The 22,172-nt window shown below is 70.8% G+C and carries 19 protein-coding genes; 13 read left to right on the top strand and 6 right to left on the bottom strand.

Going from position 1 to position 22,172, the window contains the following annotated elements:
• Positions 1 to 134 precede the first annotated feature (134 nt).
• Together HDA32_RS17130 and HDA32_RS17125 are read left to right on the top strand one after the other, a co-directional pair.
• Positions 135 to 542 (top strand): VOC family protein, encoded by a 408-nt coding sequence (locus tag HDA32_RS17130; RefSeq protein WP_179644147.1) that lies wholly within the window; start codon positions 135 to 137, stop codon positions 540 to 542.
• 288 nt (positions 543 to 830) lie between these two features.
• On the top strand, positions 831 to 2,081 hold the full coding sequence (locus HDA32_RS17125) for an acyl-CoA dehydrogenase family protein (protein WP_179644146.1): 1,251 nt from the start codon (positions 831 to 833) through the stop codon (positions 2,079 to 2,081).
• Positions 2,082 to 2,241: 160 nt separating this feature from the next.
• Here the strand turns inward: HDA32_RS17125 and HDA32_RS17120 are convergent, their stop codons facing one another.
• Both HDA32_RS17120 and HDA32_RS17115 read right to left on the bottom strand, forming a co-directional pair.
• Complete coding sequence (locus HDA32_RS17120) at positions 2,242 to 2,802, bottom strand: TetR/AcrR family transcriptional regulator (protein ID WP_179644145.1); 561 nt, start codon at positions 2,800 to 2,802, stop codon at positions 2,242 to 2,244.
• The gene (locus tag HDA32_RS17115) at positions 2,799 to 3,122 is read right to left on the bottom strand and encodes a DMT family transporter (protein WP_179644144.1); all 324 of its coding nucleotides are present in this window, start codon (positions 3,120 to 3,122) and stop codon (positions 2,799 to 2,801) included. Before HDA32_RS17115 ends, HDA32_RS17120 begins: the two co-directional genes overlap by 4 nt.
• Positions 3,123 to 3,437: 315 nt before the next feature.
• Between HDA32_RS17115 and HDA32_RS17110 the strand changes: the two genes are divergently transcribed.
• The 5 genes from HDA32_RS17110 to HDA32_RS31480 all read left to right on the top strand — a co-directional run bounded on the left by HDA32_RS17110 (position 3,438) and on the right by HDA32_RS31480 (position 7,874).
• Positions 3,438 to 4,181, top strand: coding sequence for a hypothetical protein (locus HDA32_RS17110; RefSeq protein ID WP_179644143.1), 744 nt, complete (start codon positions 3,438 to 3,440; stop codon positions 4,179 to 4,181).
• A gap of 319 nt (positions 4,182 to 4,500) precedes the next feature.
• Positions 4,501 to 5,640, top strand: a complete 1,140-nt coding sequence (locus HDA32_RS17105) for an acyltransferase (RefSeq protein WP_246334396.1) — start codon at positions 4,501 to 4,503, stop codon at positions 5,638 to 5,640.
• A 31-nt stretch (positions 5,641 to 5,671) separates the two neighbouring features.
• Positions 5,672 to 6,325, top strand: coding sequence for a TetR/AcrR family transcriptional regulator (locus HDA32_RS17100; protein ID WP_179646751.1), 654 nt, complete (start codon positions 5,672 to 5,674; stop codon positions 6,323 to 6,325).
• A gap of 157 nt (positions 6,326 to 6,482) precedes the next feature.
• A complete protein-coding gene (locus HDA32_RS30275; RefSeq protein ID WP_218882505.1) occupies positions 6,483 to 7,541 on the top strand; it encodes a DUF2207 domain-containing protein in 1,059 nt (352 codons plus the stop codon).
• A 198-nt stretch (positions 7,542 to 7,739) separates the two neighbouring features.
• Positions 7,740 to 7,874, top strand: a complete 135-nt coding sequence (locus tag HDA32_RS31480) for a hypothetical protein (RefSeq protein WP_281370395.1) — start codon at positions 7,740 to 7,742, stop codon at positions 7,872 to 7,874.
• 81 nt (positions 7,875 to 7,955) lie between these two features.
• Here HDA32_RS31480 and HDA32_RS17090 read toward each other — a convergent pair whose 3' ends face one another.
• Positions 7,956 to 10,316: a HelD family protein gene (locus tag HDA32_RS17090; protein ID WP_179644142.1), complete on the bottom strand. Its 2,361-nt coding sequence runs from the start codon at positions 10,314 to 10,316 to the stop codon at positions 7,956 to 7,958.
• Between the two features lie 421 nt (positions 10,317 to 10,737).
• Here HDA32_RS17090 and HDA32_RS17085 point away from each other — a divergent pair, with 421 nt between their 5' ends.
• The 4 genes from HDA32_RS17085 (at position 10,738) to thyX (ending at position 15,238) form a co-directional block, all read left to right on the top strand.
• Positions 10,738 to 12,951 carry an anthranilate synthase component I gene (locus HDA32_RS17085; protein ID WP_179644141.1) on the top strand — a complete coding sequence of 738 codons (2,214 nt, stop codon included), beginning with the start codon at positions 10,738 to 10,740 and terminating at the stop codon, positions 12,949 to 12,951.
• A gap of 119 nt (positions 12,952 to 13,070) precedes the next feature.
• Positions 13,071 to 13,877, top strand: a complete 807-nt coding sequence (locus HDA32_RS17080) for an NAD-dependent epimerase/dehydratase family protein (protein ID WP_179644140.1) — start codon at positions 13,071 to 13,073, stop codon at positions 13,875 to 13,877.
• Positions 13,878 to 14,101: 224 nt separating this feature from the next.
• Positions 14,102 to 14,242 (top strand): GPGG-motif small membrane protein, encoded by a 141-nt coding sequence (locus HDA32_RS17075; RefSeq protein ID WP_179644139.1) that lies wholly within the window; start codon positions 14,102 to 14,104, stop codon positions 14,240 to 14,242.
• Positions 14,243 to 14,440: 198 nt separating this feature from the next.
• On the top strand, positions 14,441 to 15,238 hold the full coding sequence (gene thyX / locus HDA32_RS17070; protein WP_179644138.1) for an FAD-dependent thymidylate synthase: 798 nt from the start codon (positions 14,441 to 14,443) through the stop codon (positions 15,236 to 15,238).
• A gap of 88 nt (positions 15,239 to 15,326) precedes the next feature.
• Here the strand turns inward: thyX and HDA32_RS17065 are convergent, their stop codons facing one another.
• The 3 genes from HDA32_RS17065 to HDA32_RS17055 form a co-directional block, all read right to left on the bottom strand.
• Positions 15,327 to 15,848 carry a DUF3995 domain-containing protein gene (locus HDA32_RS17065; RefSeq protein WP_179644137.1) on the bottom strand — a complete coding sequence of 174 codons (522 nt, stop codon included), beginning with the start codon at positions 15,846 to 15,848 and terminating at the stop codon, positions 15,327 to 15,329.
• Between the two features lie 269 nt (positions 15,849 to 16,117).
• Complete coding sequence (xynA, locus tag HDA32_RS17060) at positions 16,118 to 17,119, bottom strand: endo-1,4-beta-xylanase XynA (protein ID WP_179644136.1); 1,002 nt, start codon at positions 17,117 to 17,119, stop codon at positions 16,118 to 16,120.
• Between the two features lie 850 nt (positions 17,120 to 17,969).
• Entirely contained in the window at positions 17,970 to 19,076 is a 1,107-nt protein-coding gene (locus HDA32_RS17055) for a methyltransferase domain-containing protein (RefSeq protein ID WP_312863217.1), read from the bottom strand.
• Positions 19,077 to 19,520: 444 nt separating this feature from the next.
• Here HDA32_RS17055 and HDA32_RS17050 point away from each other — a divergent pair, with 444 nt between their 5' ends.
• A complete protein-coding gene (locus HDA32_RS17050) occupies positions 19,521 to 19,988 on the top strand; it encodes a DUF4429 domain-containing protein (RefSeq protein WP_179644135.1) in 468 nt (155 codons plus the stop codon).
• 56 nt (positions 19,989 to 20,044) lie between these two features.
• Entirely contained in the window at positions 20,045 to 22,147 is a 2,103-nt protein-coding gene (locus HDA32_RS17045) for an AIPR family protein (RefSeq protein ID WP_179644134.1), read from the top strand.
• Positions 22,148 to 22,172: the final 25 nt, after the last annotated feature.

The raw sequence follows: 22,172 nt of genomic DNA, 5'->3' as shown, positions 1-22,172 counted from the left end.
CTTCCGTACTGGAATTATTATCTCGCCATATGCCTGAATGATTGAATCATTTCGGGTCCCGTTTTTCCAAGCCGGAGGGCGGCGCGCGGCGTAGCTTCAGACTCGATCGGTTGTGCGATTCGAGGGAGTCCATCATGGAAAACTCCGCAAATCCGGGTGTCTTCCCGGTGCTCTACTACCGCGACGCGCGGGCGGCCATCGGCTTTTTGACCGAGGCGTTCGGGTTCACGGTCGACTTCTGCCACCCGGAGGAGGGGGAGCGCGTCGACCACGCCGAGCTGAGCCTGGGCGGCGGCGCGATCATGCTGGGGTCGGCCAAGGCGGCGGCCGAGTGGCCGATGGCGATCGACCCCGCGCCGCAGATGCTGTTCGCGGTCGTCGACGACCCCGACGCCCACCACGACCGGGCCAGGGCCGCGGGGGCCGAGATCGTCATGCCGCCCACGGACCAGGAGTACGGCTCTCGGGAGTACGCGGCGCGCGACCCCGAGGGCAACGTGTGGGGGTTCGGGACCTACTGGCGCGACGCCGCCGGCGGCTGAGTCCGGCGCGGCGGGGACTGCGGGGCCGGGGCGGATGCGCCCCGGCCCTCGTTGTGCGGGCGGACGGCTCAGTGTTACCGTTGGTAACACTCCTGGTGGCGCCCGAGCCACCGGACCCGCGTGGCCGGCGCCGCCCACCCGCCCGGCCGCCGCCCGCGCCAAGTGAACACCTCCGAGCCGGCCGGGCCCGTCCGCGCACGGGCCCGGTCCTCCTCGGACCCGCCCCGATCCCCGCCCGCGGCCGCACAGCGCTCAGGGCGCCACCACACCGAAGGACGCGTGCCACACATGACCGACAGCGCAGGACAGCCCGCCCCCGAGGCCCCGACTCCGTTCAACCTCGAACCCGACGAGGACATCCGGGAGATCCGCGACTGGGTGCACGAGTTCGCCCGCGACGTCATCCGCCCGGCCGCGGCCGAGTGGGACGAGCGCGAGGAGACCCCGTGGCCGGTCCTGCAGGAGGCCGCCAAGATCGGGCTGTACTCCCTCGACTTCTACGCCAACCAGTGGCTGGAGCCCAGCGGTATCGGGATCCCGGTGGCCTACGAGGAGCTGTACTGGGGCGACCCCGGCATCGGCCTGGCGCTGACCGGTACGACGCTGGCCGCGGTCGCGGTGGCCGCCAACGGCACCCAGGACCAGCTCTTCGAGTGGGCGCCGCAGATGTTCGGCAGCGCCGACGACGTCAAGCTCGGCGCCTTCTGCTCCTCAGAGCCGGGGGCCGGCAGCGACGTCGGCGCGATCCGCACCCGCGCCGTCTACGACCAGGCCGCCGACGAGTGGGTGCTCAACGGCACCAAGACCTGGGCCACCAACGGGGGCATCGCCGACGTGCACGTGGTCGTCGCCTCGGTCGACCCCGAGCTGGGCTCGCGCGGCCAGGCCAGCTTCGTCGTCCCGCCGGGCACCCCCGGGCTGTCGCAGGGCCAGAAGTTCAGCAAGCACGGCATCCGCGCCTCCCACACCGCCGAGGTCGTGCTCGACGACGTCCGGGTGCCGGGCGGGTGCCTGCTCGGCGGCAAGGACAGGCTCGACGAGCGGCTCGCCCGGGTCCGCGAGGGCGGGCGCTCGGGGGGCCAGGCGGCCATGAAGACGTTCGAGGCGTCGCGGCCCGCCGTGGGCGCGATGGCCGTCGGCTGTGCGCGGGCGGCCTTCGAGTACGCCCGCGACTACGCCAGGGACCGGGAGCAGTTCGGCCGGCCCATCGGCGACAACCAGGCGGTCGCGTTCACCCTGGCCGACATGGCCACCCGCATCGACGCCGCCCGGCTGATGGTATGGCGCGCGGCGTGGATGGGCCGCAACAACAAGGAGTTCGGCCAGGCCGAGGGGTCGATGAGCAAGCTCTTCGCCAGCGAGACGGCCACCTGGGTCACCCAGGAGGCCATCCGGGTGCTCGGCGGCAACGGCTACACCCGGGAGTACCCGGTGGAGCGCTGGCACCGCGACGCCGCCATCTTCACCATCTTCGAGGGCGCCAGCGAGATCCAGCGCCTCATCATCGGCCGCAGCGTCACCGGCCTGCCTGTGCGCTGAGGTCCGCCGCCCCTCCGCCGATCCGGGCCGTGGAGTAGGGCGGGCCGCCGGCGTCGAAACCGCCGATCCGGCGCCTGCTCTACTCCGCAACGGACCCGCTTTTCCCGGCAAGGCGGGAGAGCTCCGGGAGAGTTCGGTGCCGAGGCTCGGCCGCGGACCGTCAGTCCAGTCCCAGCGCGCTGCGCAGCACCGCGCGCACCTCGGCGGCGGTGACCTTCTCGTCGTCAAGGAGGACCCGCGCGCAGACGCCGTCGGCGGCGGCCACCATGGCCTGGATCCTGACCTGGTCGTGGGTGTGGCGCCGGGCCACTCCGGCGACGGTTTCGCGCCAGTGCCGGGCGACGGGACGCAGAGCGGGGCGGCGGGCCGCGAGCAGGGTGAGCTCGCGTTCGGCCAGGGCGCGCCCGCGCCCGCTGCCCCCGGCATCGGCGGTCAGCGCGGCGAGCCCGTCGATGGCGTCGCATCCGCTGTCGACCAGGGCCTCGAGCTGATCGGCGTAGTCGCGGACCGCTTCGGTGAGAGCGGCTACGAGCAGGTCGTCCAAGGTCGCGAAGTGGTAGTTGGTGGCACTGGGGGAGACCGCGGCCTCGCGCGCCACGGTGCGATGCGTGACCCCCGCGACGCCATCGCGTTCGACGACGCGCAGGGCGGCCGCGATGATCTCCGCGCGCTTGCGCTCACCGCGCGCACGGCGTCCGTCGGTGTCGTGCCATTGGCTCAATGTGCGGCTCCCAGTTCCAGGGCCAGGACGCCGCTGATGACCAGGGCCAGCCCGACCGCCTGCACCCAGGTTAGGCCGTCACCAAGGAAGACCGCCCCGATCAGCGCCACCAGGCTGACGCCCATGGCGGCCCAGATTCCGTAGGCCACCCCGATGCTCATGCCGTTCTTCAGCACCAGGGACAGCAGGTAGTAGGCGCCGACGACGCCGGTGACGGCGATGGCTGAAGGGACGAGCCTGGTGAACCCTTCGGAGAAGCGAGTGGCGGTGGTGCCGATGACCTCGGAGAGGATCGCGCCGAGGAGCAGTAGCAGGGTCATGGGTTCCTCCAAGAGGGAGTGGGGCCATTCGGCGACATTTATCTGTACGATCGTGCAGGTAAATATCTGCACGATCGTACAGATAAATGTGGTTCGGGGCGACCCCGCACGCCGTCCTGGACGTCGGCCCCGCTCCTCGACCACCGGGGCCTCCTGGGAGCCGTCGGCGGAGAGGCCTCGTCCTCCGGTCCCGCCACTCCCGAGGCGCCGCGGCGTCGTTCTCCGGCACGGCGGGCGTCCTGGCGCCACCCGCCGTGCCGGGAAGAACCGGGGCGGGGACAGCGGGGAGCGGGGGCACTGCCTACTCTGGCTTCCATGATCGACACGACGGACGACGAGGTCCGCGCCGAACTGACCGCCGCCTCCCGCTTCAACGGCCCGCCGGGCTCGGCCAACGGCGGCTACGTCAGCGGCCTGCTCGCCCGGCGGCTCGGCGGAGCGGCCGCGGAGGTGACGCTGCGCAGACCGCCGCCGCTGGACACCCCGATGGCCGTGCGCCGCGGCGACGCCGACGGCCTGCTGCTGCTCGACGGCGACGCGCTGATCGCCGAGGCCGTCCCCGCGCCGGAACCGGCGGAGCGGGTCGGCCCGGTGCCGTTCGACGTCGCCGAGGAGGCCCGGCAGCGCTTCCGCGGACTGACGGGCCACCCGTTCCCGACCTGCTTCACGTGCGGGACCGATCGGGAGCCGGGTGACGGGCTGCGGCTGCACGCCGGTCCGATCGTCGCCGGCGAATCGGAGTGCGACACGGTCGCCTGCGTCTGGACGCCGCACCCCTCACTCGCCTCCGAGGGCGCGGCGACGGTCCCCGACGAAATGGTCTGGGCGGCGCTGGACTGCCCCGGGGGCTGGTCCAGCGACGTCAGCGGCCGGCCCATGGTGCTGGGACGGATGACGGCCGCGGTCGGCGAGCCGCCGACGATCGGCAGGCCGCACGTCGTCGTGGGGCGGCTGCTGGCGGTCGAGGGGCGCAAGGCGTTCACCGCCAGCGCGCTCTACGGCGCCGACGGCACCGTGATGGCCGCGGCCAACGCGGTCTGGATCATGATCGGCCGCTGATCCGCGGCCGGTCCGGTGCCGTCGGCGCCGCCGCTGCTCTCCTCGCACCCGTGCGCCCCTCGGACGCGGGCCCGCCGGATCCGGCGGGCCCGCGCGCCGTTCGGGCCCTCCCGAGGCTCTTGCCGCAGTTATTTTCCGGATTCCAACCGTGCGCCGTCGCCCCCGGTTCCGCGTCGACCGGGGTAAAACACCAGCTCAAACCGCAATCTGAGGAAGCTGGGAATGATTGCTCGGTTCCTGGGGAAAAATTGAGCGTACGGTAACGAGATGGTATCAATTGAGAGCGTTCGGCCGCCGTCGATTGGACCGAGGGACCCGCATGGCTGTGACCACCCCCGCCTCTTCTTCGTCCGCCCCCCAGGCTCCCGCGAAGGACAAGCGACGCGGCGCGTCGCCCGCCGCCCCGGCCAAGACCGCATGGCTGGACATGACCCGCGTCGCCGCGATGCTCGCGGTGATCCTCGTGCACGCCTTCGCGCCCGTGGTCACGACCAAGTACACCGACTTCGGCACGGTCACCTGGTGGACGGCCAACGCCGCCGACTCCACGATCCGCTGGTGCGTCCCGGTCTTCATCATGATCAGCGGCGCGCTCCTGCTCAAACCCCGCCCTGAAGGGCTGCGGGTCTTCTACCGGCGGCGGTTCTCCCGGATCGGCGTCCCGCTGGCCGTGTGGACGATCGCCTACCTCACCTGGGACCGGCTGTACTGGAGCGGCATCAGCTTCGCCGACGCGGTCCGCGAGGTGCTGTCGGGCAATCCGGCGCTGCACCTGTACTTCCTGTTCGTGCTGGCCGGCCTGTACGTGCTCACGCCGTTCCTGCGGATCATCACCCTGCACGCCACCACCCGGACGCTGTGGTGGTTCGCGATCATGATGTCGTCCCTCGGCGTGGTCGACCAGGCGGTCTCCGCCTTCGACGGCATCGGCGAGCCCAACGCCGTCACCCGCTTCCTGCCCTTCGTCGGCTACTACGTCATGGGCTACCTGCTGCGCGACACCGCCCTGACCCGCCGCCAGATCTGGGGCACCGCCGGGGTGTTCGTCGCCTCGATCCTGGCCACGGCCCTGGGCGCGGGCGCCATCGCACGCGCCACCGGCGGATGGGGCGGCGAGGCCGACTACGTCTACGACTACCTCTCGCCCACCGTGATGGTGATGTCGATCGCGGCGTTCCTGCTGTTCCGCGCGGTCGGCACCCACCTGCCGGTGTTCACGGCCGAGGACCGCGACACCGAGCCCGCCCGCCGGAGGCTCAAGACGCTCTCCGACCTCAGTTTCGGCGTGTTCCTCGTCCACGTGATCGTGCTCTACCAGTTGCGCGACCTCACCGGCGTCCCCGACCACGCCCTCGGCATGGTCGCAACGGCCCTGGGTCACACGGTCGCCGTGCTGCTCATCAGCATCGCCGTGACCGCGGTGTTCAAGCGGATCCCGGGGCTACGCGCTACCGTGTGACGCTGTGGTCCCCGATCCCGCACACCGGCCTCTGCGCCGACCGCGACCCGCCGACGGCACGGCGTCCGCCGAGCCGCCCGTCCCCGCGCGCACGCGGGGGCGGGCCGTTCGCGGCCGTGACCCGCAGCGCCGCCGCACCATCCTGGACGCGGCCGACCGGGTGATCCAGCGCGACGGACCCGACGCCTCGATGTCGGCCATCGCCGTCGAAGCCGGGATCAGCAAGCCGATCCTGTACCGCCACTTCGGCGACAAGAGCGGCCTGTACCGGGCGCTGGCCGAACGTCACGTCGACCCGCTGATGGAGCGGGTCCGCGTCGAGTTCCACGGGCGGACGAACCTGCGGGTGCGCGCCCGCGCCACCGTCGGCGCCTACCTCGGGATGATCCGCAAGAACCTGAACCTGTACCGGTTCCTGATGCACCGCGCCACCGCCGAGGACCCGAGGACCCGCGGCGACCTCGGCATGATGGTGCGCCGCCTCGGCGAGGAACTGGCCGAGATGCTGGTGGCCGAAGGGCAGGTCCCCGATCCCGTCCGCGCCCAGATCGTGGCGCACGCGGTGGTCGGCATGGTCCAGGCGGCGGGGGAGTGGTGGCTGGACCATCCCGAGGTGCCCGACGACGTCGTGATCGGCGACCTGACCGGGGCCGTCGTCGGGGCGATCGCGGGCCGGGCCGGCTGACGGGGCGCGCCGACCGGTCCGGGCGGCGGGGCCTGCGCGGGTCCGGCCCGAGGTCGGCTGCGGCCCGGTTCACCGCTCGCGCCGAATGGCCTGATCCGGCCAGGGCGCGGAGCGACCGGAGCGCGCCGCGCACCGTCCAAGGTCCATGGTGGCGACGGTGGCGGTGAACGAGGGAAGAAGGAAGACGGGGACGAGGACGGGGCGGGCGCCGCGCCCCTGGGCCGTGGCGGGCCTGCTGCTCGCGGCACCGCTGTCGGCCCTGCCGTCGGCTGCGCCGGCCGCAGCCGAGGGCGAGCGCGCGGTCACCTCCTACGACGTCGACGTGGCCGTGGGCGAGGACGGCGTGGTCAGCGTGCGTGAGACGCTCACCTACCGGTTCGGGCAGGGGCCGGCCGACGGAATGTTCCGGAGCATCCCCGCGGGCGGCCGCATCGGCGACGGGGGCGAGCGGGACTTCGGCCTCACCGGCGTCGAGGTCGAGAGCGCCGACGGCGTCGAGGCGGTCGACATCGAGGACAACGGTGCCGAGACCGTGGTGCGCATCGGACAGGAGCAGCAGGACCCCCGGCTGACGGGGGAGAAGACGTTCGTCATCGGCTACGACTACGAGACCCTGCTCGTCGAGGGCGCCGAGGGCCGGCCGCGGCTGTTCCTGGACGTGGTCGGCCCCGAATGGGAGATTCCCATCGAGTCCGCGCACGCTGAGGTCGAGGTCCCCGGCGGGATCGACCTCGTCGACTGCTACGCGGGCGAGCCGTCCTCGCGGCAGGAGTGCACGAGCGCGGAGAGCGCGGGATCCGCGGCGGCCTTCTCGAACGGGCCCGTCGAACCGGGCGAGGCGTTCAGCGTCGACGTGACCCTCTCCGAGGGCAGCGCCGCGGTGCCGACGCCGCGGGACCGGGACGCCTCCGGGGGCGGGGCCGAGGACGGCGAGGACCGCGGCGTGGGCTTCGGCTTCCTGCTGAGCACGGTGTTCCCCCTGTCCTCCATGTTCTGCTTCCCGATGGTCGTGGTGATCATCGTCTTCATGATCATCAAGGCGGGTTCGGGCGGCAGGGGCGGCGGCCGCTCCGGCTGGTCCGGTGGCGGCGGCGGAGGCTTCGGCGGCGGTGGCTTCAGCGGTGGCGCCGGCGGTGGCGGTGGAAGCGGTGGCGCCGGCGGTGGCGGTGGAAGCGGCGGCGCCGGTGGCGGCGGTGGCGGTGGTGGCGGCGGCTGATCCCCGCCGCGCCGACCGGCGTGCCGGACGGACTCCGGCGGCACCGGGGCCGCAGCGGTGACGGCGATTCCCGGCCGCGTCGGCGCTCCGGTGAGAGCGCCGACGCGGCCGGAGGATTTCTTCCGGCTCCCCGGTTTCCCGCAACTCATGATGGATACTCACTGTGATGTATCCGTAACCTTGAGTAGGGAGCTTGTCATGGTCCGTCACTTCTTCACCGCGCTGTTCGTCGGGCTGGTCACGGCCATCACCCTGACCCTCGGCACCGGCACCGCCTACGCCAACGACCTCCTCGGCGGTGTCCTCGGCGGCATTCCCATCATCGGGGGCTGACGCACCCCGAAACGGCGATGTCCCGGTCCCCGAGGCATCCTCGGGGACCGGGAGCGCACGGCTCCCCGGTGTCCGGCGGATTCACCGAGGTTCACGAGGCCGCACCCGACCCGCGCCGTCCACGGCGACTCGACGAGGCGCCGCCAGCCGGCCCAGCACATCCGGGAGGCCGTCCTCGTACACGACCGTCAGCCGCCTCGTCGCCCTGGTGACCGCGACATAGAGGTCGTGGCCGCCCTTGGGCGACTGGGCGATGATCCCCGCGGGGTCGACCACGATCACCGCGTCGAACTCCAGCCCCTTGGCCTGGGTCACCGTCAGCACCACAGCGGGGGAGTCCAGGGCCTGCGGGGTCGTGGCCGCCGCCGCGGGCAGTAGCGCGGCGATCCCGCTGTGGCGGGCGTCGGGCGTCAGCACCGCCAGGCGGCCGTCGCCGATCGCCGACAGCTCCGACTCCACCAGGGGCGCCAAGCCCTCCGGCAGCTCCGCATCCGTCATCCGCACGGCGGTCGGCGGCGCCTCGCCGCCGCGCACCGACTCCGGCGGCTCCTGCTCCGGGGCCACCGCCCTCAGGACGTCGGCGGCCACCTCCATGATCTCGGCCGGCGTCCGGTAGTTCACCAGCAGCCGCTCCTCTCGCCAGCGGCCCTCCACGTAGGTGTCCAGCATCTCGCCCCATGACCGGGCCCCGGCGGGGCTGCCGGTCTGGGCCACGTCGCCCACCACCGTCAAGGAGCGGGTGGGCACCCTGCGCATCACCATGCGCCAGGCCATGGCCGACAGCTCCTGCGCCTCGTCCACGATGACGTGGCCGTAGGCCCACTGCCGGTCGGCCTCGGCCCGGTCGGCGGTCGTCAGCTCCGGCCCCGGGGCGTGGTGGCGTTCGGCGAGCGCGGGCGCCTCCATCATCTGGTCCTCGAACAGGCCGGTGAACTCCAGCACGCCCTGGGCGTAGCGCTCCTCCGCCCGCCGCCGGCGCTCGGCGGCGCGCTGCTCGGCCCCGGCCCTGCCGTCGTCCTCGCCGAGCAGTTCGGCGGCCTCGTCGAGGAGGGGGACGTCGGCGGTGGTCCACGGGTGCCCGGCCGGACGCGGCAGCGCCTTCCACTCCTCCTCGGTGAATCCGGCCCGCGCCGCGGCCCCGGCCACGGCTCCGGCGTCGGCGAAGAGCTCCGACAGCAGCCGCTGCGGCGCGAGGTCGGGCCACAGGCCGTCCACCGCGGCCTTGACGGACTCCTCCGCCCACAGGCTCGCCCGCATGTACTCCAGGTCCTCGGCGTCGGCCGGCCGGTCCATCTGCCGGGCCTGGTCGCGGGCGAGCTCCAGGAGCAGTTCGTTGACGAACAGCTTGCGCGCGACGTTGTGCGGCAGCAGGCCCAGCCCGCGCGCGCGGTCCCGCAGGTGCGCGCAGGTGGCATGGTCCACCCGCAGCACCATGTCGTCGGCCTCGACCTCCAGGTCGCCCGCCGGCGCGCGCTGCCGGTCCCGCACGGCCGCGGCGACCAGATCGGCCATGCGCAGGTCGCCCTTGACCACCGCGGCCGCGGGCGTCTCCGGCGCGGTGGCCCGCACGCCCGGGTAGAGCCCGCCGACGGTGGACAGCACCACGTCGGTCTCGCCCAATGAGGGCAGCACCTGTCCGATGTAGCGCAGGAATGTCGCGTTGGGTCCGACCACCAGCACGCCCCGGCGCTCCAGCGTCCTGCGGTGCGTGTACAGCAGGTAGGCGGCCCGGTGCAGCGCGGCGACCGTCTTGCCCGTGCCGGGGCCGCCCTGCACCACCAGGACGCCCTGCAGGCCGGAGCGGATGACCCGGTCCTGCTCGGTCTGGATGGTGGCGACGACGTCGCTCATCCTGCCGGTCCGGCCGCGCCGCAGCGTCGCCAGCAGCGCGGCCTCGCCCACCAGCGTGCGCCGGTCGGTGTCGCTGAGCCCGTCGAGGTCGAACACCTCGTCGTCGATGCCGACGACCGTGCGGCCCCGGGTGTGCAGGTGGCGGCGGCGCAGCAGCGTGCCGGGGGAGCCGGGGGTCGCGGCGTAGAAGAGTCGCGCGGCGGGCGCGCGCCAGTCGATCAGCACCGGTTCGTGGTCCTCGTCGCGCAGGCCGACGCGCCCGATGTAGAAGGTGTCGCCGGGAGAGCCGTCGGCGCCGCGGTGGTCGATCCGGCCGAAGCACAGCCCACGCTCGACCCCGGACAGCCGGGTGAACCGGTGGGCCTGCTCGCCGGCCGCCACCTCGCGCTCGATCCGCGCCTGCAGCGTTCCGCCGCCACCGCGTCCGTACGCCTCGTCCATCGCCGCCCGGGCCCGGTCGCGCAGGGTGTCCAGCCGGGCGTAGAGCCCGGAGACGTGGTCCTGTTCCTCGCGCAGCGCGGCTGTGCGGGCGTCTGCGGGGTCGTGGGCGCGGGTACTGCCGCCGGTGCTTCCGGATTGACGACACTCCATGTATCTGCTAAACTCCTAAATAGGGAATAATGTGGCATGTTTTCTCGAGTGATGTAGCGTACCAGCCTGGCGCGGCACCGTCGCATTCCACCCGCCGAAGGCCGTCTCCTCGGCCGACCTCACCGCCACCGCTGTCGGCGGTTCCTTTCAGTTCTTTCAGCTTCGTTCAGTTTCGTTCGGTTCGTTCCGGTTCCGCGCCGATCCGCGTCGCGGTCATTCGCACAGCGGCGCGTAGGCGCTACACTCGCAACCATGCGAACCGCTCAGACACCCCACCAGTGGTGGCGCCGCTTTCCGGCGGCGCGCTAAGGTTCGCATTCCCCAAGACCCTGACCAGCGACCGCCCGTTCCGGCGGTCGCTTCTTCGATTTCCGCCACGGTTCGGGCGCGGCGCACGACACAGCCCGAAAAGGACCGGCCCGTGGACGACAGCTCCCACTCCTACCGAACCGCCGGCGGCGTCACCGTCCGCCGCAGCACCGCGCCCTGCGACCCCGACGTCCTCACCGAACTGGTCCAGGCGGTGGAGCACCGCCGCGGCGGCGTCCTGTCCTCCGGCATGGAGTACCCCGGCCGCTACAGCCGTTGGCACCTGGGCTACCTCGACCCGTGCCTGGAGGTGGCCGCCCGGGGCCGCACCGTCGTCGCCACCGCGCTGAACGACCGCGGCCGCGTGCTGCTCCCGGTCGTCGTCCGCGCGCTGACGGAGCATGGCGTCGTCGTCCCCGGAAGCCCCGGTCTCCCCGGCGACTCCGTGTGGGTCACCGTCCCCGAGCCCGCCGAGGGGGAGTTCTTCACCGAGGAGCAGCGCAGCCGCAGGCCCAGCGTGTTCTCGGTGCTGCGCGCCGTCGTCGCGCTGTTCTTCGCCGAGGACGACCCGCACCTCGGCCTCTACGGCGCGTTCGGCTACGACCTCGCCTTCCAGTTCGAGCCGATCGAGCAGGTCCTCGACCGCGCCCCCGACGACCGCGATCTCGTCCTGCACCTGCCAGACGAGATCATCGTGCGCGACCGCAAGCGAGAGACGTGCGTGCGCCACTCCTACGACTTCACGGTCCCGGCCGACCTCGCCGGCACCCCGCGGGAGGCCCGCACCGACGACCTGCCCCGCGTCACCGACCCCACCCCCGCCGTCGTCGCGGCGCAGGTCCCGCCCCAGCCCGAACCCGGCGCCTACGCCGAGATCGTCGCCAGGGCCAAGGAGAGGTTCGTCCGCGGCGACCTGTTCGAGGTCGTGCCCGGACACCGCACCTACGGCGCGTGCACCTCCCCGGCCCGCTTCTACGAGCACCTGCGTGAGCGCAACCCCGCGCCCTATGAGTTCTTCTTCAACCTGGGCGAGGGGGAGTACCTGGTCGGGGCCTCGCCGGAGATGTTCGTGCGCGTCACCGGCGCGCCCGGCCGCGGCCAGCGGGTGGAGACCTGCCCGATCTCCGGCACGATCCGGCGCGGCGAGGACGCCCTGGGCGACGCCGACAACATCCGCGAGCTGCTCTCCTCCGCCAAGGAGGAGTCGGAGCTGACGATGTGCACCGACGTCGACCGCAACGACAAGTCCCGGGTGTGCGAGCCCGGCAGCGTCCGGGTCATCGGCCGCCGCCAGATCGAGATGTACAGCAGGCTGATCCACACCGTCGACCACATCGAGGGAACCCTGCGCCCCGAGTTCGACGCCCTCGACGCCTTCCTCACGCACATGTGGGCGGTCACCGTCACCGGTGCGCCCAAGACCTGGGCGATGCGCTTCATCGAGGCCAACGAGACCACGCCGCGCCGCTGGTACGGCGGCGCCGTGGGCGTCATCGGCTTCGACGGGTCGATGAACACCGGCCTGACCCTGCGCACCGCCCAGATCCGCGACGGCGTCGCAACCGTCCGGGTCGGCGCCACGCTGCTCTACGACTCCGACCCCGAGGCCGAGGAGCGCGAGACCTTCCTCAAGGCCCGCGCGCTGCTGGAGACCCTCGCCCTGGACGAGGCCCCCGCGCAGGGCGCGGAGCAGGCGGAGCGGCCGCAGCCGGAGGCCGAGCCCCCGGGGGCCGGGATGAAGGTGCTGCTCGTCGACTACGAGGACTCCTTCGTCAACACCCTCGCCGACTACGTGCGGCGGCACGGCGCGCAGGTGACCACGCTGCGGCACGGGTTCGACCCGGCGCTGCTGGACGAGCTCGCCCCCGACCTGGTGGTGCTCTCGCCCGGCCCGGGGCTGCCCTCGGACTTCGACACCGACGCGCTGCTGGACGCGCTGGACGCGCGCCGGCTGCCCGCGCTGGGGGTGTGCCTGGGGCTGCAGGCCATGGTGGAGCACGCGGGCGGTGAACTGCGCACCCTGGCCGAGCCGGTGCACGGCAAGCCGGGCCGGGTCCGGGTCGACGGCGGTGAGCTGCTGGCCGGGATCGGTGCGGACGGCGCGTTCACCGCGGCCCGCTACCACTCCACCTACACCACGCCGGACCGGGTGAAGAACTTCCGGGTGACCGCCGTGACCGAGGCCGGGGACGGGGCCGAGCCCGTCGTCATGGCGATCGAGGACGCCGCGGCCAGGCGCTGGGCGGTGCAGTTCCACCCCGAGTCGATCCTCACCGCCGCGGTGGGGGAGCGGATCGTGGAGCGGGCGCTGCGGCTGGCGCGCTGAGAGAGCCGAGGAGGGACGGGCGGCCGGATCCGGCCGCCCGAACCCGGACCCCGATCGGATTGGTGTGTCGCCCCGCGCCATGCGTGAACGGGGGGCCGCGCGATCGTAGGCTCGGGCGCATGGATGTGAACCTTGGCAGGATCGTGATCACCGGAGTGGCCGGGCGCATGGGAGCCACCGTGCGCGAAGGGCTGCGCGAGAACGTCGGCGAGCTGGTGCTGTTCGACCGCGAACCCGTGACCGCGGACAGCGACAACGAGACCGTCCACGAAGGCGACATCAACGACCTCGACGCGCTGCAGAAGGCGTTCCAGGGGGCCGACGCCGTCGTGCACCTGGCCGGCCGCCCCGACGAGGCGCCGTTCGACGAACTCCTCGACGCCAACGTCAAGGGGACGTTCACCGTGCTGGAGGCCGCCCGCCGGACCGGGGTGCGCCGGGTCGTGCTGGCCGGCAGCAACCGGGTGACCGGGGGATACCCGATCCACCACCACGTCTTCCCCGACGAGCCGCCCCGCCCCGACGGCCTGTACGGGGTCAGCAAGGTCGCGGTCGAGGCGCTCGGCCAGATGTACGCCGACAAGTTCGGGCTGGAGGTCGTGGCGCTGCGGATCGGATCGTTCGAGACCGAGCCGACCGAGACCCGGCACCTGGCGACCTGGCTCAGCCCCCGCGACTGCGTCGGCTTCGTGCGCGCAGCGCTCACCACGGACAACGTCACCTTCGCCGCCGTCTACGCCGTCTCAGCGAACGCGCGCAGGTTCTGGGACCTGACGGCGGGCGAGAACGAGCTGGGCTACCGCCCGGTCGACGACGCCGCGGGCTTCGCCCCGGGCTTCCCCGACGACGACCCGTTCTGGCACGGCGGCCCGCAGGGCGGCGCGTTCGCCTCGCCCGAGTCCACCCTGCCGCACCTGCCGGAGTGAACCGGGGGCGATACGGGCGCGAACCGGGTGAGGAACTCTCCGGACGGCATGTTCGACCTTTTGCATCCGGGGTAGCGGAAGGGGTTGGGTAAAGGCCGGGACGAATTAGGGTAATGATTTCGCCGCGATCTTCATTAACCTTTTTTTACCTTCGCGACCAGCGGAGTCGTCGCTTATCCGGCACTCGGGCGTTTTTGCCGGATGAGCAGGGGCATGCGAAGGACATGAGTATTTTACTGCTGATCCTGGGAATCGTCCTCATCGTCGCCGGTGTTTTCGCGCTGCTGCGCCGCCAGATCCTCTGGGGCGTGGTCCTCATCGTCGTCGGGCTGATCATCAGCCCCGGCGGCTTCCTGATCGGTTAGTGGCCGGACTCACGCAGTGGGATTCGCCCGCTCCGAGACCGCCGGGACCACAACCCCTCACATCCATGTCGATGCTAGGTTCGGACACGCGGCCGGGGCCGCGTGTCCGAACCGATGCGCGCCGACCGGCCACGATGTCGGACCGAGGAGGCCCGGGAGCGGTTCTCCCGGCTCCGGTGTGGGGGAGAAGAGGACACGGTGAAGAGCGTCGAGCCTGAAGTCCACCTGATCGCGCGTCCGCAGCTGGACTACGACGAGATCGCCAGCTATCTCGCCGACGTCGGCGGGCAGAGCTGGCTGGAGCGGCTGGACCGCGGCGAGCTCGACTCCGAGCTCAACGACCCGCAGAACCTCGCGGAGTTCGCCGGCCGGCTGTGCTACCGCTCCTGGGAACCGGGGCTCAACCCCAACGTGACCCGGGTGCGCACCGACCAGGACGCCTACCTCTCCAACATCCTCGCCAGCCTGCACGGCTCGGTCCTGGAGCACGTCAGCTTCAGCTTCGTCCTGCACAACGTCAGCAGAGTACTGACTCACGAACTCATCCGGCACCGCCCCGGCGTGGCGGTCTCGCAGGAGTCGCTGCGCTTCGTGCGCCTGACCGACCTGCCGTTCTGGTTCCCCGAGTGGGCCAGGGACGACCCCGAGCTGATGAAGCGCGCCACCGAGATGCTGGACCGGATGGAGGAGTTCCAGGGCTGGATGGCCGAGCACTTCGGCCTGGACGAAGAGGGCGTGAAGTTCGCGGAGAAGAAGCACCGCACCTCCTTCATGCGCCGCTTCGCCCCCGAGGGCGTGGCCACCGGCCTGGTCTGGACGGCCAACGTCCGCACTCTGCGCCACACCCTGGAGGCCCGCACCGCGCCCGGCGCGGAGGAGGAGATCCGCCTGCTGTTCGGCAGGATCGGCGAGACCCTCCTGGAGGAGGCGCCCGCACTGTTCGGCGACTACGAGGTCACCGACGGCGCCTGGGTGCCCAAGTACCGCAAGGTGTGAGACGCGTGCCGCCGGGCCCGCGGCGACGCGCCGCGGGCCCGGCCGTTGGCCGTCATCGGGCGCCGCCGCGCAACGGCACTGCGACATATCAGTGGGGCATGACCCCGAGCGCGGTGAGCAGCGCCGGAACGGCGACGAGGACCACGCCCAGCAGCACCGGCGCTCCCAGGACGCCGAGGAGGACGGGCGCTGTGGGGGTGGCGGAGCGCCTGGAGTGGGATACGGCGAGGACGCCGTATCCGACGGCACCGGCGAGGAAGAAGAGCACGTAGCCCACTGCGGCCGCGTCGATCCGATCGGCCGATCCCAGGAGGCCCGTGACCATGCCGACCGCCTGGACGACGCTGCCCAGCGTGTAGAGGCCCAGCAGGGCGAAGGCCCCCCACACCAGCACGGCCAGCAGGTTCGCGGGGACGGGGATCGGGCGCCTGGTGACGGACAGCAGCGCCACCCCGGCTCCCGCGACCTTGAGGACGACGACGAGCCAGGTCATCACCGAGAGCGCCGGACCGTATTCGGCCAGGGGGCCGTCCGAGAAGCGTCCTGATGCCTCGTATACGAGGTTGACGGCTGCGAATCCGATACACCACAGGGCGATCGCCCACGCCACCGCCGTGACGCCTACGGAAGCCGGGGCGGGGCGTTCACAGCGCCCGCGGGAGGAAAGGGTGCTGTTGTTCATGAGGCGATCCTGTCCGCCGTCCGGGCGGCGGGGACTCCCCCGGAGGAAGGGCTCTCCTCCCTCTCCGGAGGGGGAGGGAGTGAGTGTGCCGACGGCCTCGGGGATCACCCAGGCCCGCGAGCGGCCGGGCCGGCAGCGGTGCGGCGCGGCGGCCATGGCCGCCGCGCCGCAGGTGTGGTGCTTCGGGGGTTCGGAGGTCAGCTCGCGCTGCAGGAGACCGTCGGCCAGGTCCAGTTGCCGTTGTGCCGGATCGTCGCGCCCCAGTTGTCGCCGTTGCCGTTGGGCGTGGCGGTCAGTACCTGGGAGCTGGGGTAGCTGGCGCTGATGTTCCAGGTGGCGATGATCTCGGCGGGTTCCGGGACGTTCATCGTCACGGTCCAGTCGTCGGAGCCGGACACCGAGACGTTGAGGTTGTACCGGTCGTCCCACCTCTCACCCTCGGACAGGGTCGCGGTGCAGCCGCCGCCACCGCCTCCACCGCCGCCTCCACCGCCACCACCGGAGGAGGAGCCCACCGTTATATTGGAATTCCCACTGCTCTGGTATCCCTCTGTTGCGAGGATCATGTAATCATGGCTGCCCAGATTCATTCCATAACGGGCCCATGCGTCAAAGTGGTTGCCAGAGGTTATCGTTCCGCCCGTTCTCTTCGACTGCCGGACGCTCCAGTACTGATCAAAAGTCGCAGTGCCTTCGATGGAGGGGGCGTTGTATCGCGTCGTCTTGTAGATGTCGTACGTACCACCATCGCTGGTGACCGTGCCCTTGTACGTTCCCGTGGGCCTATAAGTGCCCCAGTTGTCGACGACGTAATATTCCACGAGTGGGTCTCTCGTCCACCCATAGAGAGTCAGATAAGAATTGCCGGACGGATTGAAGCTTCCCGAGTAGTTCACGGCCCTGCGTCCGCCGGTGCTCCAGCCCTTACCGGCAACGAAATTCCCGGTGTTGCTCCATGAGGTGCTGTAATTGCCGCCAGATCCCAGTTCCATGGAGACCGACCCGGGAGTGTCGGTCCAGAATGAATAGAAGTAGCCGTTATCGGTGCCGGTCTGGTTGGAGGTTATGTCCGCGTTGGCGATGCCGGGCAGCGTCGTTGTGGCCGTGACCAGCGCTACTACGGCGGCGCAGGCACGGCCGATGAGCAGCCTGGTGCGGCCGCGTCTGCGGCTCTCCGGGTGGGCGGGGGCGTCGTTCATGTGCGTGCTTCCTCCTCGTGAAGGCCGGTGGGGGCCGGGCAGCGTGATACGACCCGGCGGGGCTGTCGGTGGCCAGGGTGACGGCCGTCGCGCGTCGGCGTCGTACAGCGCGGCGGGGGCCGGTTGTCGTGCGGTCGACGACCGGAGGATCAGGTTGCGGTGGGTGACCCGGATTGACAGTGGGTGAGGCCTGTCGATGCCGATAGTGTTGGTCCGGCTCCGTCGGGTTGTCAACAGTTTCCGGAAAATTGCGAAAACTCTGTCTTGGGCAGAGATTTCTCGGAAAGGCATTGCGCCTGGTCACTGGCATACCTGGCCGACCGAGTACGGGATTGGTCGATGGAAGCCCGAGTCCGAAGATCAAGGTTCGGGCCGACGTTATCGAAAATTTTCGGATAACTTCCGGATCATGCTGCGCGAGGTGCGACGGGGAAGAGCATGATCGTGGCCGGCCCGTCGTGGCGGATGCCGGCGGGCTCTCCACGTTTCTTGACGCGGTGGGAGTCGCGGCGGGCAGCGCGGCGATGACCGCGCGGGCGGAGCCGATGAACAGCGGCGACATCCCGCCGCTCTCGGCGGCGATCGACAGCCGCGAGGAGTGGCCGAGCCACGGACTCTCCACCGACCCCGCCGATCGGACCACCGCAGAAGAAGCCGTCTCAGAGCCATATGCGCTGTTCGGCGTGGCCGTCCACGCCGGGCACCGTGCCCGATATGGGCGGCTACGGCTGCTTTCCGCTGCCTCCGCACAGCGTGCAGGGCACCATCACCATCCGTCCGTCATCGGACTGCTGGACCCGCCCGGTGCCCCTGCATCCGTTGCAGTTGACCTCTTTGCGATGGTCGCCCATCAGCTCACTCCGATCAGGTTGTCCGACCGATCCAGCCATACGTGCTGTCCCCGTGCGTCGACGAGGAGCCCGAAGCGCTCGCGGCCGGGCTCTCCCAGTCCCACCCAGGTCAGGTAGGTGTCCTCCAGCTCTGTCCACAAGGAGCGCGGCCCGTACTCGGTGACCTCGGCGCCGGAGCCGCTGCCGTCGCGTACGGCCAGCGCATAGGAGCCGCTGCCCGGGTCCCACACGCTCACCCGGTCGTCGCCGACCCCCAGGCCGGTGACGTCCACCCCGGGCAGCAGCCCTACTGCGGCGACCTCCAGGCCGCGGTCGGCGCTGGTCATTCTCAGCGGGTCGACGCGGGCCCGCGACTCTCGCGGATGCCCGCTCACGTCGGGCAGGGCGGGGCGCTGGGAGCGCAGCATCATGAACGACGTGTCGCCTCGGAACCGGCCCACCGCACGGCCGTCCCCGGTCACGGTCAAGGTGACCTTGTGGCCCCACACCTGTGTCGGCGCCCACGGCAGCGCGATCACGCCGCCGGGGCGGGTCTGCCGCACCCACGCGAAGGGGATGTCGGCTACCGCACAGGTGACGTGCACCCGGTCGTAGGGGGCACCCTCCGCCCAGCCGTCCGCGCCGTCGCCGACGACGACGCGGGCCTCGTATCCGGAACGCTTGAGGTTCATGGCCGCCTGCCGGGCGACCTGGTCGTCGACCTCGATCGTGGTGACGGCGCCGGGACCGAGGCGGGCCGCGAGGAGGGCGGCCGTCCATCCGGTGCCGGTGCCGACCTCCAGGACGCGGTCGCCCGGGTAGGGGTCGAGCAGGTTCAGGAACTCGACGACGAGTGAGGGGGCGGTGCTCGAACTCGTGGGCAGCCCCGGAGGAGCCTCCGGGCCCAGCATCGTGGCGCCGTCGTCCACCTGGGTCAGCATCGTGGTGTCGCTGTAGACCGCCGCCCGCCACTTCTCCGGGTCGGCGGTCCGGTCGACCCAGTGGCTCGGGCCGCCGCTCATGGGACCTGCGCGGGTCACATCGGGAATGAAATGCTCGCGCTTCGCGGCGCGGACCTCGGACGCCCAGTGGTCGGCCAGGACGGCCAGGTCATCGGCATCAGGCACGGTGCAACGGTAACCCGGTGATCGCCGTGCGTCAGGGAAGCGGCCGACTCCGGCCGCGGCAACGCCGCCCGAAGTAGCCCCATGGCCCTTGCCGGTCTCTCGGCCCGCACCGGCCTCGACGTCCTCGACCACCTGGAGCGCGAGACCGCCGCCCCGCCTCCCCGGACGTGGGCGCGCAGGGATCAGGCCCCGCGCGCACGCGGGGCGGAGCCACTACGGCCTGGACCGGTCGGTGCGGCCGATCAGCGGCGGGCAGAACACCCGGCATTTCAGCGGGAGTCCGTCACCGGAGGTGAGGAAGCAGGTTCGCGGTTCTCCGCTTTCTGATCTCCCGGCGGAGGTACGGGCCGCCTTTACCTTGGTAGGATCGTCTCCCGTTGAGCGCTTGGGGATTTGGGGATCATGCGTGCCCCTGCTCCACACTTCCCCCGTGATTGGAGATGCGTGATATACGCCAAGGGCTACCTGGGCAATGCCGTGAGCTTCGACGGCGAGTGGGTGACCCTCCGCAGGAAGGGCCCCAGCGCGCTGTTCAGCGGTGGCAGAGAGAGCCGGATGCACGTCAGCACGATCTCCCACATCCGGTTCAAGGGCTCGGATCTCCAGAAGAACGGATTCATCGAATTCGTGGTCACCGAAAGGAAAGACCGCAAGGCGCGGCGTGATCAGCGCAAGAAACGGGTGGTCGAGCACACGCAGTCGGTCTACTTCCTGAAGAGACACCAGCCCGACTTCGAGGAGCTTCACGCGGCGGTCAATCAGGCGATCGCCAGGGCCGGCGTCCCCCAGGCGGCCGCACCGAGCGTTCCTGAGCAGATCCGGCAACTGCACACGCTGCTCCAGCAGGGCGCGCTCACCCAGGAGCAGTACGACCAGGCCGTCGCCAAGCTGACGACCGGCCCAGCCCGGTAGGGCTGAGAACGCGGAAATATCGGCGCGGATGAAACCGCGTCGATAGGCTTTCGGGCATGGCAGCCCCCATCGCCGTGCGACACGTCCAGAACGCCCTGCAGCGCCACTTCGCCGATGTCGTCGACTTCAGTGATCTCCCCGGTCGCTCCCTCGAAGATGAGGATCCTCCGCCTGAGTGCCTGACCCGCGCGCTCGCCGCACTCGCGGTGAAACACCTCTCCGGCTGCGACCTCGCCGAAGCCGGCGCGTCGGTCATCGACGGAGCCGGTGACGGGGGAATCGACGCCGTCCACGTCGACAGCACCAGGTCGAGGATGTGGCTGGTGCAGTCGAAATGGCGGTCGAAAGGCAACGGCACCCTCGATCTCGGTGCGACGCTGAAGTTCTGCGAGGGAGTCGGCAAGATCCTTTCGACCGAGGTCGATGGCTTCAACGAGCGTTTCCAGAAACTCTGGCCCGATGTTCTGGAGGCGATCGAGAACCCCGCCGTCAAGATCACCCTGGTTGTCGCGGTGCTGGGCAACGAGCCGGTGAACGAGGAACTCCGCGCTCGTCTGGACTACCTGGTGGAGCTGCACGGCAGCGAGATCGTCGACGTCCGGTACCTGCACCTCAACGACTTCCAGAAGATCGTCAAAGCAGGCGTCGAACACGTCAAGATCGACCTGGACGTCATGGTGGACCGTTGCAGCGAGCACAACGGGCCCTTCAGAGCGTTCTTCGGCACGGTGCCGGCCGGCCAGATCAGGAGATGGTACGACGAGCACGGCGACCGGCTGTTCGATCAGAACATCCGCAGGTCGCTCGGTGTCACTCGGGTCAATCAGGAGCTCATCACCACATTGCAGGAATCCCCTAAGCATTTCTGGTACTTCAACAACGGCATCACCGTCCTCGCGGAGTCCGTGCATCGAAGTGTGAAGTACAGCGGTGTCGCGGGAGGGAGTGCCGAGCTCACGATCAGGGGCGCGAGCATCGTCAACGGCGCGCAGACGGTGGCCGCCGTGCACCGGGCCGTCCGGGATCGGCCCGAGGTCGGTGACCAAGGCCAGATCAGCGTGCGGTTCATCTCGCTGGAAGGATGCCCCGAGGACTTCGGAAAGAGCGTCACCACCGCCACCAACACCCAGAACCAGGTGGAGCAGCGCGACTTCGTCGCCCTCGATCCGGTTCAGGCCGGACTGCGCGATGAGATCGCCATGTCTCTGGGCAAGACCTACGCACTGAAGCGGGGCGAGCAGATCATCCCCTCCCAGGAGGCCGGCTGCACCGTGGTGGAGGCCGCTCTCGCACTGCTGTGCGCCCACTCGCGCCCCGACTGGGTCGCCCGGGTGAAGGAGAACGAGAACACGTTGTGGGGGCCCGGTGAGGATCCCCTGTACAAGAAGCTGTTCGGGGCGTCTCCCTCCGCGGCGAAGGTGTGGAACAGCGTCCTGCTGCTCCGGGTGGTCCAGGAAAGACTGGTGGCTGCGGCGGAGAGGAGGGAGGGGCGCGGCGCGGCGATCGCGGAGCAGGGGAAGCTGCTGATCGCGCACCTGGTCTTCCAGCACACCGACACCAGCGAGATCGGCGACCTGGACGCCGACTGGGAGACCGAGCTGGAGAACGCGGCGGACCTGGTGGAGCTCGTGCTCGATCTGACGATCCACTACGTGGACGCCGAATTCGGGTCGGCCAGTTACCCTCTCACCACGTTCAAGAGCGCCGAGCGCTGTGCCAGGCTCACCGAGCTGGTGCTGCACCACCTCCAGGTGGGCGAGAGCTCCCCGACGGTGCCCGCTCCCTACCTCCGACCGAAGAAGTCGCGGCGGCCTCGGACGGTCACCACCCTGGTCAACGCCGGAACCATTCCCGACGGCACGCTCCTGGAGTTCCGTCCGCAGACCGGTCCCCAGCGCAAGGGCATGCGCGCCTGGCTGGCCGAGGATCAGGATCGCCGCTGGGCCACCTGGAACAACGACAGTTCCCAACCGCTGCTGTGGAGCGCGGACGGACAGCGCTACTCGCCGAGCAATCTCGCCCTGCACATGCTGCGGCAGGCGATGGGGGACCGCGCGGGTAAGGCGGTGCAGGGGCCGAAGCACTGGTTCGTTCCCGGCGAGGGGTCGCTGGTCGAGCTCGCCGAGCGGGCGCTCAGGGAGAACGCCGACGGGGCGTGACGCGGTGCGGTTTCCGGTGTCCGGA

The sequence above is a fragment of the Spinactinospora alkalitolerans genome (assembly GCF_013408795.1).
In the GTDB taxonomy this organism is placed as follows: domain Bacteria; phylum Actinomycetota; class Actinomycetes; order Streptosporangiales; family Streptosporangiaceae; genus Spinactinospora; species Spinactinospora alkalitolerans.
This window is presented reverse-complemented; position numbering and strand designations above follow the sequence as displayed.